The sequence below is a fragment of the Jannaschia sp. M317 genome (assembly GCF_025141175.1).
In the GTDB taxonomy this organism is placed as follows: domain Bacteria; phylum Pseudomonadota; class Alphaproteobacteria; order Rhodobacterales; family Rhodobacteraceae; genus Jannaschia.
This window is the reverse complement of sequence record NZ_CP081155.1, coordinates 3080050-3093868: the sequence shown is the minus strand read 5'-3', so window position 1 is coordinate 3093868 and position 13819 is coordinate 3080050. Positions and strand designations below refer to the sequence as shown.

Genomic DNA, 13819 nt, shown 5'->3' with positions numbered 1-13819 from the left:
TCAGATGGCAAACAGCAAACGGGATCTGTTCCTCAAGCGCCGCCTGCGCGTCCGGAACAAGCTTCGCAAGATGGCAGCCGGGCGTCCGCGCCTGTCGGTGCATCGTTCGAACAAGAACATCAGCGTCCAGTTGATCGACGACGTGAAAGGCGTGACGCTCGCGTCTGCCTCCACGCTCGAAAAAGATCTGGGCATGGTCGGCAAGAACAACGTCGAGGCGGCCGCATCGGTCGGCGCGGCGATTGCCGAGCGGGCCAAGAAGGCCGGCGTGGAAGAAGTGTACTTCGACCGCGGTGGTTTCCTCTTCCACGGCAAGGTGAAGGCTCTGGCCGACGCTGCGCGTGAAGGCGGCCTGAAGTTCTAAGAGACGGGTAGGGGGCCGCTTGCGGCCCCCTCGATGATCCGGGACCGGGTTTCCCCCAAAACGGGAAGCCCGGTCACCAGGATTGTACAAAACGGGGCAAATCGCCCCAAGACATGCAGGAGATGCCGCATGGCAGAACGTGACAACAACCGTGGGCGGGGCCGTGGCCGCGACCGTGACGAAACCCCGGAATTCGCCGACCGCCTTGTGGCGATCAACCGCGTGTCCAAGACCGTCAAGGGCGGTAAGCGCTTCGGCTTCGCCGCGCTCGTCGTCGTTGGCGACCAGAAGGGCCGCGTCGGCTTCGGCAAGGGCAAGGCCAAGGAGGTCCCCGAGGCCATCCGCAAGGCCACCGAGCAAGCCAAGCGCCAGATGATCCGCGTCGCGCTCCGCGACGGCCGGACCCTGCACCACGATGTCGCCGGTCGCCACGGTGCCGGTCGCGTCGTGATGCGCACCGCGCCCGAAGGTACGGGTATCATCGCCGGTGGTCCGATGCGTGCCGTGTTCGAGATGCTGGGCGTCAAGGACGTCGTGTCCAAGTCGATCGGTTCGCAGAACCCCTACAACATGATCCGGGCCACGCTCGACGGTCTTCAGAAGGAATCGAGCCCCCGCTCGGTCGCGCAGCGTCGCGGCAAGAAGGTGGCCGACATTCTGAACAAGGGCGATGCGCCCAAGATCGACGGCACGCAGGCCCCTGCCGTAGAGGAGGCTTGATCCATGGCTAAAACGATCGTCGTAAAACAGATCGGCTCTCCGATCCGTCGCCCCGCCGACCAGCGTGCCACGCTGATCGGTCTGGGTCTGAACAAGATGCACAAGACCCGCGAGCTGGAGGATACCCCCTCCGTGCGCGGCATGGTCGCCAAGATCCCGCACATGGTGCAGATCATCGAAGAGCGCGACTGAGCGTCAGCGTAGGGCGGGGTTCACGCCGCCTTCGCAAGAAATGAGCGCCCCGGTCAGAAATGGCCGGGGCGTCTTCTTTTCAATGGCTTGACCTGTCGGATCCGCGCCGCAGCCCCCCGAACACCAGACAGCCCAGCGTCGCCCGGAGTGCCTCGGTCAACTCCGCGACGCTTTCGGTCGAGGCATAGGTGCCGCCGGTCCGATCCGCGAGACAGCGGGCCACGACCTCCGCCCCGAAGTACGGTGCATCGCGTTTGCCGTGGCTTGCGAAGGCATCCCAGACCACCTTGTAGCCCAGCACGTGCACGGTCAGATCCGCTGACGTCGCAGCCAACCGGTCCGCCAGGGCGCAGGGCGACCCGCCGCAGCTTTCGTTGCCATCCGTGACCAGAACCACGACGGCGGGGCGGGTCCGATAGGACAGGGCTTCGGCTGCCCGGGCCACCGCCTCGGTCAGGGGGGTCAGGCCGGCGGGGGCTGTGGTGTCGATCTCGGACAGGATGTCGGCACTGGCCCCCGCACGGGGCGGCAGGCGCAGGCGGATGCCGCCGCAGCTGTCCTGCGCCTCCGGACCATAGACAGTCAGGCCGATGCGGCGGATGTCCTCCACCTCCGGCAGAACTTCGGCCAGTGCGGCGCGCGCCTGATGAATCCGCTGCGACCGCGTGGCGTTGAAATCCTGTGCGGTCATCGAGGCGGAGGCATCGAAGACGATCATCGTGTCGGCCGCGCAGTTCGCCAACGCAGTCTGGCACGTCAGGGCCAGCGCGAGAACGGGCGTCAAGATTCGGCAGAGGTCAGCCATGGTCACGTCCGTGGGACGGCCCGACCCCGATGATCAGGCAGCCCAGCGTCGCGCGCAGGGCCTCGGTCAATGCGTCGACTGTGTCCGTCGACACAAACAGCCCGCCCGTCCGATCCGCAAGACAGCGCGCCACCGTGTCATCCCCAAAGGTCTGTTCGGGACTGTCCCAGGCAAAGAAGTCACCCGACGCCTTGAACCCGATCACATGCACGGTCAGGTCGGCCGCCTGTGCCACCAACCTGTTCGACAGGGCGCAGGGCGTGCCGCCGCAGGTTTCGTTTCCGTCGGTGACCAGAACCACGATGGCGGGCTGATTGCGATAGTTCAGAACCTCGGCGGCGCGTTCGACCGCCTTTGACAGCGGCGTCAGGCCGTTGGGCCGCAGCGCCTCGACTTCGGCGATGATACGCGTCGCGGCCAGGGGTTCGGGTGGGAACCGCAGGGTGATGCCGGAACAGGCGTCCGCACCACCGGGGCCATAGGTGATCAGCCCGATGCGGCGGAATACCTCGACGTCCGGCAGGGACCGGGCCAGGGCCACGCGGGCGTCCTCGATCCGGGTGGCATCCTGAATGTCAAAGCCGATCTCCGACATGGAGGCGGAGCCATCGAAGACCAGCATGGCATCGGTGGCGCAGGGCGACCCCGCGGCGGCGGGCAGGGACAGGGCTAACGACAGAAACCCGGCGCGCAGGGTCATGCGGGACGCCGGGTCGGGGGCAGGGCCCCGATGACCAGACAGCCGAGCGTCCGGTCCAGGGCGGCCACGAGATCCTCGACCGTGTCCGTCAGCACATAGGTGCCCCCGGTCCGGTCGGCCAGACAGCCTGCTTCGATGGCCGCACGCGGGATGGGGCGCCGTTGCAAGTCGCCGATGGCGAAGGCGTCCGCGATCTTGAAGCCCAGCACGTGGATGGTCAGATCCGCAGCCTCGCCCGCCAGCCGGTCGGCCAGGGCGCACGGTGCGCCGTCGCAGGTGTCGTCCCCATCGGTGACCAGAACGATGACGGCGGGTCGGTTGCGATGATCCAGCGTTTCGGCGGCGCGCGCGACGGCTTTGGTCAGGGGGGTCTGCCCGTTGGGATCGACCGTCTGCAACACATCGAGGATCGATTGCGCGGCCTGCGGGATCGGCGCGAGACGAAAGGTGACGCCGTCGCAGCTGCCTTCCGGCCCCGGACCATAGGTGATCAGGCCGATGCGGCGAGTGTGCTCCACCAGGGGCAGGGCGCGGGCCATGGCGCGGCGCGCCTCGTCGATGCGGGGCGGATCGGAGAGGACGAGGCCCGGTGCCGCCATGGAGGCGGAGCCGTCGAAGACCAGCATGGCATCGGCGCTGCAATCGGCCAGTGCCGGTTGCGCCATCCCGAGGCAGAGCAGGGCAGTCAGCGCAGGGCGCACCGCTCAGAGCCGCCCGAAGACGTAGCAGCCCAACGTCTCTCGCAGGGCCTGGGTCAATTCGTCGATGGTTTCGGTCAGGATGTAGCGGCCGCCCGTGGCCTCGGCCATGCAGCGCGCCGTGACCTCGCCGCGTGGGAGTTCGCCCGACGCGAAGGGCGTACCGGGGGCGTAGTCGCCGACGACCTTGTAGCCAAGGACGTGGATCGTCAGATCCGCCCCCGCCGCGACCAGGCGCGGGGCCAGCGCGCAGGGGCGTCCGGCGCAGGTGTCGTTTCCATCGGTCACCAGCACGATGGTCGCGGGCCGGGTGCGGTAGACCAGGGCTTCGGCGGCGCGGTCGACGGCGGCGGCCAGCGGGGTCAGCCCCTGTGGCTGCAACAGAGCCAGCGCGTCGAGGATCGGGGTGGCAGAGGCGGGGATCGGGCCGAAATGCGTGTTGATCGCGTCGCAGGCGTCACCGGGTCCGTAGGTTACCAGACCGATACGGCGCAGATGCTCCACCTCCGGCAGGACGCGGGCCATGGCGCCGCGTGCTTCGTCTATGCGCGGTGGGCCGACGGGGCGGAACCCCAGGCCCGCCATGGACCCGGAGCCGTCGAAAACCACCATCGCATCATCGCGACATTCGGCCAGGGCCGTCTGGGCGGTCAGGATCGTTGCAAGCAGGGCGGCGATCAGCGGGCGCATTCCCCACCCTTGCAAGACCCGGCGAACCGATCAAGGGTGCCCACATGAAGGTGATCACCTATTATTACTCGGCGCATTCCGCCTTTGCCTATCTCGGGTCCGCCCGATTGGCCCAGATCTGCGCTGCCGAGGGCGCGGTGCTGCTGCATCGCCCGGTTCCGTTGTCGCCGGTGGTAGAGGCCCAGGGCAGTCTGGCGTTCCGGGCGCGGACGCAGGCGCATGTCGACTATTTCTTCGGGCGCGAGATCGAACGCTGGGCGGAGTGGCGGGGCGTGCCGGTGGTGTCGTTTCGTCCGACGTTTCATGACGCGGATTATTCCTTGGCAAGCGGCATGATCCTGGCCCTGGGGGACCGTGGGGCCCAGGTGGACGCCATGGCCCATGCCCTGTTGCAGGCCCATTGGCGCGACGATGCCGATCTGTCGGACCGCGCAACCCTGGCGGCCCTGGCGGTCGGGTTGGGCCATGACCCGGACGCCCTGTTGGCGCGGGCTGCCGGGCCGGAGGCGCAGGCGCAGTTCGACGCCAACGGAGCGGAGGCCCTGGCCCTTGGTGTCATGGGCTCTCCGACTTATGTGGTCGATGGCGACATGTTTTACGGTCAGGACCGGTTAGAGATGGTCGAGCGCGCCCTTACCCGGCCCTTTGCCGCCCCGCGCTGGCGCAATCCACCGGTGGACGGCGACGGCATCTAGGCAGTCGGGCGGGCATGCGGCGCCGGTCTACAGGTTCTTTTCCTGAAAGGCCTCTGTCGCGTTGGTGTGCAGATAGGGCGTATCCGGTACTGCCACGCCAAGGAAATCACAAAGCGGTTCCCAGCCCGCGCCCAGTTCCAGGACAAGCAGGCGGTCGGCGGGAATCGTGGCCTTCACCTCTGCCACGTGGTCCAGATAGTCGGCGATGGCCTTTTCCTTTGTGGCAAAGCGGTCAGCGAGGAACGCATCGACGAAGTCCTGTAACTTGTGGAGATGCGGGACGTCTGGCGGCATCTCTGCCTCGCGGAACGCCTTGATCGTCTTGGCGTAGGACGCGTACCAGCTTTCGGGGTCACGCACCGAAAGGATCACCTTGGCATCCGGATAATGCGCAGCGGATTCCCGCCAGAGGTGAGCCCCCGGCCAGTCGACCTGTGAGCGGTATCCCGAAAACAGCCGATCAAGATCGAGCGGCGCGCCGCCGCAGAAGTAGTCGTGCCACAGATCGACCTTTTCCGGGTCGTCGCGGACCTCGTACATGTGGTGGCAGGGGCCGAAGCCCAGCATGTTCAGGGCTTGTCGCAGGGAGTCGGTCCCCGTCCGGCCGAAACCGGCACCGATTATTTCGAGGGGCATCAGGGCATCCTTTTCGTGACTATGGGCGCGAGCAGGTGCCTTGCTTATAGCACGCTTGCCGCCATCGGTCCGATTCATTGGGCTGCGCGGGGCTTGATGTGGCCGGGGGCGCGGTGTATGCGCGCTCGGTGCCCGATTGGGTGCGAAGGAATCGAAACGCCGCGTTCGTCCCACATCGCTTCGGGGACGCTTCCGGCAAGAGGAGAAGCGATATGAAACTCAATGATCTGCGCGACAATCCCGGCGCAACCCACCGCGCCAAGCGCGTCGGCCGTGGTCCCGGCTCCGGCACCGGTAAGATGGGTGGCCGTGGTATCAAGGGTCAGAAATCCCGCTCGGGCGTGGCCATCAAGGGCTACGAGGGCGGCCAGATGCCGATCTACCAGCGTCTGCCCAAGCGTGGCTTCAACAAGCCGAACCGCAAGTCGTTCGCGGTGATCAACCTGTCCAAGGTGCAGGAGTTCATCGACAACGGTCGCCTCGACGCCGCTGCCATCACCGAGGACAACCTGGTTGCCGCGGGTGTGGTGCGCCGCAAGCTCGACGGCATCCGCCTGCTGGGCAAGGGTGAGATCACCGCCAAGGCCACGATCACCGTCACCGGCGCGTCCAAGGGCGCGGTCGAGGCGGTCGAAAAGGCGGGCGGCTCCGTCACTGTTGCGGCCCCCGCCGCCGAGTGACGCATTCGGATCGGTTGTAGGCGGGCGCGGGTCCGCTTACATGATCTGAGGATTTTCCTTGAACGCCGCCCGCGGGGAAGCCCTTCGGGCGGCGTTTCAGTTTAGCAAGAGGGGCTCTCATGGCTTCAGCCGCAGAGCAGATGGCCGCCAACATGAGCTGGGGTGCATTCGGTAAAGCCAAAGAGCTTCGCCAACGCATCCTGTTCACGATCGGCCTGCTGATCATCTACCGCATCGGAACCTATATCCCCGTGCCGGGCATCGACGCAGGCGCGCTGCGCGAATTCGTCGATCAGGCGGCAGCAGGGTTGGGCGGTGTGCTCAACATGTTTACGGGTGGCGCGATCGGGCGCATGGGCGTCTTTGCGCTCGGCATCATGCCCTACATCTCGGCGTCGATCATCGTGCAACTGATGACCGCCATGGTCCCCCAGTTGGAGCAGCTGAAGAAAGAGGGCGAGCCAGGCCGCAAGAAGATCAACCAGTACACGCGTTACGGCACCGTGGCCCTGGCGACGTTGCAGGCCTATGGCCTTGCCGTATCGCTGGAGGCGGGCGGTCTGGTGGCCGATCCGGGGCTGTTCTTCCGCGCGGCCTGCGTCGTGACGCTGGTGGGCGGCACCATGTTCCTGATGTGGCTGGGTGAGCAGATCACCGCGCGCGGCATCGGCAATGGCATCTCTCTGATCATCTTCGTCGGTATCGTGGCCGAACTGCCTGCCGCCCTGGCCCAGTTCTTTGAGAGCGGCCGGACAGGCGCGTTGTCGACGCCTGCGATCCTGGGGGTCGTGGCGATGTTGCTGGGCACCCTTGTTCTGGTCGTGTTCATGGAACGCAGCCTGCGCAAGATCCACATCCAGTACCCGCGTCGTCAGGTGGGGATGAAGGTCTATGATGGCGGGTCCAGCCACCTGCCGATCAAGGTTAACCCGGCGGGCGTGATCCCGGCGATCTTTGCTTCGTCGCTGCTGTTGCTGCCGACGACGATCAGCACCTTCTCGGGTCAGAATTCCGGCCCGATCATGTCGACGATCCTGGCTTATTTCGGACCCGGACAGCCGCTGTATCTGCTGTTCTTTGCGGCCATGATCGTGTTCTTCACCTATTTCTACACCCACAACGTCGCCTTCAAGGTCGATGACGTGGCGGACAATCTGAAGAACCAGAACGGCTTCATTCCGGGCATCCGGCCGGGCAAGCGCACCGCTGAATACCTGGAATACGTCACCAACCGGATCCTCGTTCTGGGTGCGGCTTACCTGGCGCTGGTCTGTCTGGTGCCTGAGATGGTGCGCAGCCAGCTGGCTATCACGGCCTACTTCGGCGGCACCTCGATCCTGATCATCGTGTCGGTGGGGATGGATACGATCCAACAGGTGCAAAGCCATCTGCTGGCGCACCAGTACGAGGGTCTGATCGAGAAGAGCCAGCTGCGCGGCAAGAAGCGTGGGTCCAAGAAGGGAGCGGCAAGACGATGAACATCATTCTGCTTGGACCGCCGGGCGCGGGCAAAGGAACGCAGGCACGACGTCTGGTGGAGGAGCGGGGCATGATCCAGCTGTCCACCGGCGACATGCTCCGGGCGGCGCGGTCGTCCGGCACGGCGATGGGCAAGCGGGTCGCGGCCGTCATGGACGCGGGCGAACTTGTCACCGACGAGATCGTCATCGGCCTGATCGAAGAACAGCTGGAAGGCGACAACGGCGGCGGCTTCATCTTTGACGGCTTCCCCCGGACCCTGCCGCAGGCGGATGCCCTGGGCGCGTTGCTGGCCAAGCATGGCGCCACGCTGGACCGCGTGATCGAGATGCAGGTGGACGACGGCGCGCTGGTTGCCCGGATCATCGCCCGATCGACCTGTGGATGCTGTGGTGAGGTTTATAACGACGTCACCAAACCGCAGCCTGCCGATGGCAAATGCGTCAATTGTGGTGGCACGGAGTTCAAGCGCCGCGCCGACGACAATGAGGAAAGCCTCAAGACGCGTCTTCTGGCCTACTATAAACAGACCTCGCCACTGATCGGCTATTACTACGCCAAGGGCGATTTGGTGACGGTCGATGGCCTGGGCGAGATCGAGGCTGTCGCGGGTGACATCAAGGCCGCGCTCGGCTGATAAGGTTGCGGCCTGCGGGCTGTCTGAAAAGAAACTTCTTGACAGACGGCCCGCGCGCACTTGACCCCATCGGGTCAACCCCCTAAATCGCAATCTCCGCCGGGAATCGTTCGATTCCCGGTCATCTATTTCTGGCCCCTGGCATCCTGCCTTGGGCCGTTGTGAAAAAAGGTTCTGGCACTACGGAACCGCAACGCAGAAGGAAGCTCCATTGGCTCGTATTGCTGGCGTCAACATCCCCACGGGGAAGCGCGTACCCATCGCGCTCACCTACATCACGGGCATCGGCCCCTCGAAGGCGAAAGAGATCATCGACGCTGTTGGCATCGACGCCACGCGTCGCGTCAATGAGCTGTCGGACGCCGAGGTTTTGTCGATCCGTGAGTTCATCGACGCGAACGTCACCGTCGAGGGCGACCTGCGCCGCGACACCCAGATGAACATCAAGCGTCTGATGGACCTGGGCTGCTACCGCGGTCTGCGTCACCGCCGGAACCTGCCGGTTCGCGGTCAGCGCACCCACACCAACGCTCGCACCCGCAAAGGCCCCGCAAAGGCCATTGCCGGCAAGAAGAAATAAGGGAGGGCTGCAGTTATGGCACGTGATACCCGCCGCGCTCCGAAGCGCAAGGAACGCAAGAACATCGCCGCAGGCGTTGCTCATGTGAACTCTTCGTTCAACAACACCAAGATCCTGATCTCCGACGTCCAGGGCAACGCCATCAGCTGGTCCTCGGCCGGTACGATGGGCTTCAAGGGCTCGCGCAAGTCGACGCCCTATGCCGCCCAGATGGCCGCTGAAGACGCCGGGAAAAAGGCGCAGGAGCACGGCATGAAGACCCTTGAGGTCGAAGTGCAGGGCCCCGGTGGCGGTCGCGAAAGCGCGCTGCGCGCCCTGGCCGCCGTCGGCCTGCAGATCACCGCAATCCGCGACGTGACCCCCATCGCGCACAACGGCGTCCGCCCGCCGAAGCGCCGCCGGGTCTGACCCGCAACCAGTACTACCGGAAGGGGCCGTTTTCTGCGGCCCCTCCGCGCCGTTTTTAGACACCTCGGGAGTCTCCGCCATCCGCCCCGGCAGGAGACATGAATGGAGGGATGGGCCACATGATCCACAAGAATTGGCAAGAGCTGATCAAGCCGTCGCAGCTTGATGTCCGCCCGGGGAACAACCCCGCCCGCCAGGCCACCGTCGTGGCAGAACCGCTGGAGCGGGGCTTTGGCCTGACGCTCGGCAACGCGTTGCGCCGTGTGCTGATGTCGTCCCTGCAGGGCGCGGCCATCACTTCCGTCCAGATCGACAATGTCCTGCACGAGTTCTCTTCGGTGTCCGGCGTCCGCGAAGACGTCACCGACATCGTGCTGAACCTCAAGGGTGTCTCGCTGAAGATGGATGTCGAGGGGCCGAAGCGCGTCTCGATTTCCGCCAAGGGCCCGATGGTTGTCACCGCCGGCGACATTTCGGAATCCAACGGCATCGAGGTCCTCAACCGCGACCACGTGATCTGTCACCTGGACGACGGTGCCGACCTCTATATGGAACTGACGGTGAACACCGGTAAGGGCTATGTCTCGGCTGACAAGAACAAGCCCGAAGATGCCCCAATCGGTCTGATCCCGATCGACGCCATCTATTCGCCGGTCAAGCGCGTCTCCTACGAGGTGCAGCCGACCCGTGAAGGCCAGGTTCTGGACTACGACAAGCTGACGCTGAAGCTGGAAACCGACGGCTCGCTGGCCCCCGACGATGCCGTGGCCTACGCCGCCCGCATCCTGCAGGACCAGTTGCAGATCTTCGTGAACTTCGACGAGCCGGAAGCGGCCCGCTCCGACAGTGCCGACGACGATCTGGAGTTCAACCCGCTTCTGCTGAAGAAGGTCGACGAGCTGGAGCTTTCGGTCCGGTCCGCCAACTGCCTGAAGAACGACAACATCGTCTACATCGGTGATCTGATCCAGAAAACCGAAGCCGAGATGCTGCGCACGCCGAACTTTGGCCGCAAGTCCTTGAACGAGATCAAGGAAGTGTTGTCGGGCATGGGCCTGCACCTGGGTATGGACATCGTCGATTGGCCGCCTGAGAACATCGAAGATCTGGCCAAGAAGTTCGAAGACAACTTCTGATCCTTGCGGGTCGGGGATTTCCCCGGCCCACAGACAGACTGGGCGCTTCTGCCCCAATAAGGAGGGACCGGCACGCACCGGCCCCGGACAAAGTATAAATCTGGAGATAGACCCATGCGTCACGCCCGCGGATACCGCCGCCTCAACCGGACCCACGAACACCGCAAGTCGCTGTTCAAGAACATGGCCGCTTCGCTGATCGAGCACGAGCAGATCAAGACGACGTTGCCCAAGGCCAAGGAACTGCGCCCGATCGTCGAAAAGATGGTCACCATGGCCAAGCGTGGCGACCTGCATTCGCGCCGGCTGCTGGCATCCCGCCTGCATGACGACGCTGCCGTCGCCAAGCTGTTCGAGATCCTGGCCCCGCGTTACGCGGACCGTTCGGGTGGCTACGTGCGCATCATGAAGGCCGGCTTCCGCTATGGCGACATGGCCCCCATGGCCATCATCGAGTTCGTCGAGCGCGACGTCGATGCCAAGGGTGCCGCAGACCGCGCGCGTCTGGAAGCCGAGGACGCCCTCGAAGATTGATCGGAGCACATCCGATCAGCAAGGCCCCGCCGGGAACGGCGGGGCCTTTTGCATTTGTGAAGCCGGATCAGGGCGTTGTTTCGCCAAGATGGAAAGTTCCCGTGGATAACGAGGTTTGTTCACGGTCTATTAACCAATTCAGTGGCGTAACTAAGGGACGATACAGTTGACGAGAAACTGCCCGCCCTGTCTAAAAAGACATGTCCGAGAGACGACGCCTCATGGTCCGCTACTTGCAGAGATTGGATGAACTGGCCCCAGCGGGATATACCGTTGGCGTCCACATCCGGTTCGCCTCGCCGCTGTATCTCAAAAGCACGTATCCGCAGGACTGGCAGGACGTCTACGCCGCCAACAACTACTCGCTGCGCGATCCCCTTGTTTTCTGGGGAATCAGCAAGGCTGGTAAGACCCGTTGGAGCGATATCTCGCTGCCCGATCCCTTCGGCGTCATGGACAAGGCCGCCCAACACGGTCTGATCTATGGTGTCGTCGTTTCCTGCGGGAAGATCACGTCCCGCACCATTGTCGGCGCGGCTCGTTCGGACCGGGAATTCACGGATACCGAACTCGACGACATCGAGGAGATCGCGCGCGGTCTGCACGAGGTTGCTGAGCCCCCCGAGGATCTGACCCCCGCAATGATCGAGGCGCTGCGCCTGGTCGGGGACGGATTCCGCCATACGGCTGCTGCTGCGGAACTTGGCATTTCGGAAAGTGCGCTGAAAGCGCGCCTTTCGTCCGCCCGGGAACGCCTGGGTGCAAAGACCACGGCCGAGGCACTAAGAATGGCGAGAGAATACAGGCTCTTATAAGCCACCCCCACATTGCGAGCATTCCCGGTCCCCTGGTGTCAACGACAACCCGGCAGAGAGAGATTTGTCCCATGGAAGTTACCACCCTTTCCTTCACCAACCTTCACGACCACGGCCCGCTGTTCACCGACCTTTTGCGTGCGCGCCACCGGACCTTTATCGAACAGGCCCATTGGGACCTGCCGCAGGCCGATGGAATGGAATTCGATCAATACGACACCCCGGCCAGCCGTTGGGTCGCCGTGCATGACCATGGTCGGATCATGGCCGGCGTGCGCCTGACGCCCACGACCCATCGCTGCGGCATCTACAGCTACATGATCCGCGATGCGCAGCTTGGGCTGCTCGACACGATTCCTTCGGACCTCTTGTTCGAAGAGGCACCGATTGCCGAACACATCTGGGAATCGAGCCGCGTTTTCGTCTGTGATGACGTGCCCGCCAACATGCGCATGCGGGTGCAGATGCAGTTGATCGGCCAGATGGTCACGACCGCACGAGAGCTGGGGGCGACCTCGGTTCTGGGTCTGATCCCGGCCAATTCGCCGCGCCTGGCCCGGCGCGTTGGCCTGGACTGCGTGGCAGCGGGGCCGGTCATGGATTTCGGCGGCTCTGAATCGGTCTGCGTCAACATTTCGATGGCGACGAAGATGCACTGACGGGGTCGGGCGCGGCGGCCTGCTGCCGCGCCTCCCTTCCGCCCGGACGCGCAGCGTTCTAGATAGGTCCCATGGCCGATCTCTTTGACACCGGTGCCGCCGCGCCCGCCGACCAACCGCCCGCCCGTCCGGCCCCCCTGGCCGACCGGCTGCGCCCGGCATCCCTGCAGGAGGTGGTGGGGCAGGGGCATCTTCTGGGCCCGGACGGCGCGCTGACCGTGATGCTTCGGGGGGCGCTGCCCTCGCTGATCCTGTGGGGGCCGCCGGGCGTGGGCAAGACCACCATCGCGCGGCTGCTGGCCGATCACGTGGGCCTGCACTTCGTCCAGATCAGCGCGATTTTCACCGGGGTTGCGGACCTGCGCAAGGTGTTCGACACGGCCCGTAACCGCCGCGCCAATGGCACCGGCACGCTGCTCTTCGTCGATGAAATCCACCGTTTCAACAAGGCGCAGCAGGACAGCTTTCTGCCGCATATGGAGGACGGGACGATCACCCTGGTCGGGGCCACGACCGAGAACCCCTCGTTCGAGCTGAACGCGGCGGTCATGTCGCGCGCGCAGGTTCTGGTGCTGCAACGGCTGACCCTGCGGGACATGGAACTGTTGACCCAACGCGCCGAAAAGGATCTGGGGGCCAAACTGCCACTGGATGGTCCCGCGCGCGAGGCGTTGCAGGAAATGGCCGACGGCGATGGCCGCGCGCTTCTCAACCTGATCGAACAGGTGGCGGGTTGGGGCGCGACGCAAAAGGTCGACACCGATACGCTGGTCAAACGGCTGCAACGACGTGCGGCGCAATACGACAAATCGGGCGACAGCCATTACAACCTGATCTCTGCTCTGCACAAATCGGTGCGTGGGTCCGACCCGGATGCGGCGCTGTACTGGCTGGGTCGAATGCTGAAGGGCGGCGAAGATCCCCGTTACCTGATGCGGCGGATCACCCGCATGGCGGTCGAGGATATCGGCCTGGCCGACCCGCAGGCGCAGGCCTTCTGCCTGCAGGCCTGGGAAACCTATGAGCGTCTGGGCAGCCCCGAGGGCGAGCAGAGCCTGGGCAATGCCGTCGTCTACCTGGCGCTGGCCCCGAAATCGAACGCGGGCTACGTCGCCTTCAAGGCGGCGATGAAGCAGGCGGGGGAAACCGGGTCGGAGCCGCCGCCCAAGCACATCCTGAACGCGCCGACCAAGTTGATGAAGGATCAGGGCTATGGCACCGGCTATGCCTACGATCACGATGCACAGGATGGGTTTTCGGGGCAAAACTATTTCCCGGACGGGATGAAGCGCCCGGTCTACTACGTCCCCGTCGAACGCGGGTTCGAGCGGGAACTGGGGCGCCGCCTGGATTGGTTCGTGGAACAGCGGGCCAAACGCGGCAAAGCTTGA

At 64.7% G+C, this 13819-nt stretch carries 19 protein-coding genes; 14 read left to right on the top strand and 5 right to left on the bottom strand.

The window, feature by feature from the left end; genetic code table 11:
• Positions 1–4: 4 nt before the first annotated feature.
• From rplR to rpmD, 3 genes are all read left to right on the top strand, one after another.
• A complete protein-coding gene (gene rplR / locus K3551_RS15765; protein ID WP_259915438.1) occupies positions 5–364 on the top strand; it encodes a 50S ribosomal protein L18 in 360 nt (119 codons plus the stop codon).
• A 129-nt stretch (positions 365–493) separates the two neighbouring features.
• Positions 494–1084, top strand: a complete 591-nt coding sequence (gene rpsE, locus K3551_RS15760; protein ID WP_259915437.1) for a 30S ribosomal protein S5 — start codon at positions 494–496, stop codon at positions 1082–1084.
• Positions 1085–1087: 3 nt separating this feature from the next.
• Complete coding sequence (gene rpmD / locus K3551_RS15755; RefSeq protein ID WP_259915435.1) at positions 1088–1276, top strand: 50S ribosomal protein L30; 189 nt, start codon at positions 1088–1090, stop codon at positions 1274–1276.
• Positions 1277–1355: 79 nt separating this feature from the next.
• Here rpmD and K3551_RS15750 read toward each other — a convergent pair whose 3' ends face one another.
• Genes K3551_RS15750 through K3551_RS15735 form a run of 4 tightly spaced genes read right to left on the bottom strand, consistent with a single transcriptional unit; the run spans position 1356 to position 4169 of the window.
• Complete coding sequence (locus K3551_RS15750) at positions 1356–2081, bottom strand: VWA domain-containing protein (protein WP_259915434.1); 726 nt, start codon at positions 2079–2081, stop codon at positions 1356–1358.
• Positions 2074–2781 carry a VWA domain-containing protein gene (locus tag K3551_RS15745; RefSeq protein WP_259915431.1) on the bottom strand — a complete coding sequence of 236 codons (708 nt, stop codon included), beginning with the start codon at positions 2779–2781 and terminating at the stop codon, positions 2074–2076. Before K3551_RS15745 ends, K3551_RS15750 begins: the two co-directional genes overlap by 8 nt.
• A complete protein-coding gene (locus K3551_RS15740) occupies positions 2778–3482 on the bottom strand; it encodes a VWA domain-containing protein (RefSeq protein WP_259915430.1) in 705 nt (234 codons plus the stop codon). The genes K3551_RS15745 and K3551_RS15740 overlap by 4 nt, the downstream gene beginning before the upstream one ends.
• Before the next feature lie 3 nt (positions 3483–3485).
• Positions 3486–4169: a VWA domain-containing protein gene (locus K3551_RS15735; RefSeq protein WP_259915428.1), complete on the bottom strand. Its 684-nt coding sequence runs from the start codon at positions 4167–4169 to the stop codon at positions 3486–3488.
• 44 nt (positions 4170–4213) lie between these two features.
• Here K3551_RS15735 and K3551_RS15730 point away from each other — a divergent pair, with 44 nt between their 5' ends.
• Positions 4214–4864 (top strand): 2-hydroxychromene-2-carboxylate isomerase, encoded by a 651-nt coding sequence (locus tag K3551_RS15730; RefSeq protein WP_259915426.1) that lies wholly within the window; start codon positions 4214–4216, stop codon positions 4862–4864.
• Positions 4865–4891: 27 nt separating this feature from the next.
• On the opposite strand, the gene K3551_RS15725 is transcribed toward K3551_RS15730, so the two are convergent.
• Positions 4892–5500, bottom strand: coding sequence for a sulfotransferase family protein (locus tag K3551_RS15725; protein WP_259915425.1), 609 nt, complete (start codon positions 5498–5500; stop codon positions 4892–4894).
• 212 nt (positions 5501–5712) lie between these two features.
• Here K3551_RS15725 and rplO point away from each other — a divergent pair, with 212 nt between their 5' ends.
• The 10 genes from rplO to K3551_RS15675 all read left to right on the top strand — a co-directional run bounded on the left by rplO (position 5713) and on the right by K3551_RS15675 (position 13819).
• A complete protein-coding gene (gene rplO, locus K3551_RS15720; protein WP_259915423.1) occupies positions 5713–6180 on the top strand; it encodes a 50S ribosomal protein L15 in 468 nt (155 codons plus the stop codon).
• Between the two features lie 119 nt (positions 6181–6299).
• Positions 6300–7658 (top strand): preprotein translocase subunit SecY, encoded by a 1359-nt coding sequence (secY, locus tag K3551_RS15715; RefSeq protein ID WP_259915422.1) that lies wholly within the window; start codon positions 6300–6302, stop codon positions 7656–7658.
• On the top strand, positions 7655–8296 hold the full coding sequence (locus tag K3551_RS15710) for an adenylate kinase (protein ID WP_259915419.1): 642 nt from the start codon (positions 7655–7657) through the stop codon (positions 8294–8296). The genes secY and K3551_RS15710 overlap by 4 nt, the downstream gene beginning before the upstream one ends.
• 211 nt (positions 8297–8507) lie before the next feature.
• Positions 8508–8876, top strand: coding sequence for a 30S ribosomal protein S13 (gene rpsM / locus K3551_RS15705; RefSeq protein WP_259915418.1), 369 nt, complete (start codon positions 8508–8510; stop codon positions 8874–8876).
• Between the two features lie 15 nt (positions 8877–8891).
• A complete protein-coding gene (gene rpsK, locus K3551_RS15700) occupies positions 8892–9284 on the top strand; it encodes a 30S ribosomal protein S11 (RefSeq protein ID WP_246947965.1) in 393 nt (130 codons plus the stop codon).
• 119 nt (positions 9285–9403) lie between these two features.
• Positions 9404–10420, top strand: a complete 1017-nt coding sequence (locus K3551_RS15695; RefSeq protein ID WP_259915417.1) for a DNA-directed RNA polymerase subunit alpha — start codon at positions 9404–9406, stop codon at positions 10418–10420.
• Positions 10421–10534: 114 nt separating this feature from the next.
• Positions 10535–10954: a 50S ribosomal protein L17 gene (gene rplQ / locus K3551_RS15690; protein WP_259915416.1), complete on the top strand. Its 420-nt coding sequence runs from the start codon at positions 10535–10537 to the stop codon at positions 10952–10954.
• 221 nt (positions 10955–11175) lie between these two features.
• A complete protein-coding gene (locus K3551_RS15685; RefSeq protein ID WP_259915415.1) occupies positions 11176–11769 on the top strand; it encodes an autoinducer binding domain-containing protein in 594 nt (197 codons plus the stop codon).
• A gap of 71 nt (positions 11770–11840) precedes the next feature.
• A complete protein-coding gene (locus K3551_RS15680; protein WP_259915414.1) occupies positions 11841–12428 on the top strand; it encodes an acyl-homoserine-lactone synthase in 588 nt (195 codons plus the stop codon).
• 71 nt (positions 12429–12499) lie between these two features.
• Positions 12500–13819 carry a replication-associated recombination protein A gene (locus K3551_RS15675; protein WP_259915412.1) on the top strand — a complete coding sequence of 440 codons (1320 nt, stop codon included), beginning with the start codon at positions 12500–12502 and terminating at the stop codon, positions 13817–13819.

Bases quoted from the DNA above. Each gene is read 5' to 3' on its own strand.
- rplR (WP_259915438.1), top strand. From the start codon at position 5: ATGGCAAACAGCAAACGGGATCTGTTCCTCAAGCGCCGCCTGCGCGTC.
- rpsE (WP_259915437.1), top strand. From the start codon at position 494: ATGGCAGAACGTGACAACAACCGTGGGCGGGGCCGTGGCCGCGACCGT.
- rpmD (WP_259915435.1), top strand. From the start codon at position 1,088: ATGGCTAAAACGATCGTCGTAAAACAGATCGGCTCTCCGATCCGTCGC.
- K3551_RS15750 (WP_259915434.1), bottom strand. From the start codon at position 2,081: ATGGCTGACCTCTGCCGAATCTTGACGCCCGTTCTCGCGCTGGCCCTG.
- K3551_RS15745 (WP_259915431.1), bottom strand. From the start codon at position 2,781: ATGACCCTGCGCGCCGGGTTTCTGTCGTTAGCCCTGTCCCTGCCCGCC.
- K3551_RS15735 (WP_259915428.1), bottom strand. From the start codon at position 4,169: ATGCGCCCGCTGATCGCCGCCCTGCTTGCAACGATCCTGACCGCCCAG.
- K3551_RS15730 (WP_259915426.1), top strand. From the start codon at position 4,214: ATGAAGGTGATCACCTATTATTACTCGGCGCATTCCGCCTTTGCCTAT.
- K3551_RS15725 (WP_259915425.1), bottom strand. From the start codon at position 5,500: ATGCCCCTCGAAATAATCGGTGCCGGTTTCGGCCGGACGGGGACCGAC.
- rplO (WP_259915423.1), top strand. From the start codon at position 5,713: ATGAAACTCAATGATCTGCGCGACAATCCCGGCGCAACCCACCGCGCC.
- secY (WP_259915422.1), top strand. From the start codon at position 6,300: ATGGCTTCAGCCGCAGAGCAGATGGCCGCCAACATGAGCTGGGGTGCA.
- K3551_RS15710 (WP_259915419.1), top strand. From the start codon at position 7,655: ATGAACATCATTCTGCTTGGACCGCCGGGCGCGGGCAAAGGAACGCAG.
- rpsK (WP_246947965.1), top strand. From the start codon at position 8,892: ATGGCACGTGATACCCGCCGCGCTCCGAAGCGCAAGGAACGCAAGAAC.
- K3551_RS15695 (WP_259915417.1), top strand. From the start codon at position 9,404: ATGATCCACAAGAATTGGCAAGAGCTGATCAAGCCGTCGCAGCTTGAT.
- rplQ (WP_259915416.1), top strand. From the start codon at position 10,535: ATGCGTCACGCCCGCGGATACCGCCGCCTCAACCGGACCCACGAACAC.
- K3551_RS15685 (WP_259915415.1), top strand. From the start codon at position 11,176: ATGGTCCGCTACTTGCAGAGATTGGATGAACTGGCCCCAGCGGGATAT.
- K3551_RS15680 (WP_259915414.1), top strand. From the start codon at position 11,841: ATGGAAGTTACCACCCTTTCCTTCACCAACCTTCACGACCACGGCCCG.
- K3551_RS15675 (WP_259915412.1), top strand. From the start codon at position 12,500: ATGGCCGATCTCTTTGACACCGGTGCCGCCGCGCCCGCCGACCAACCG.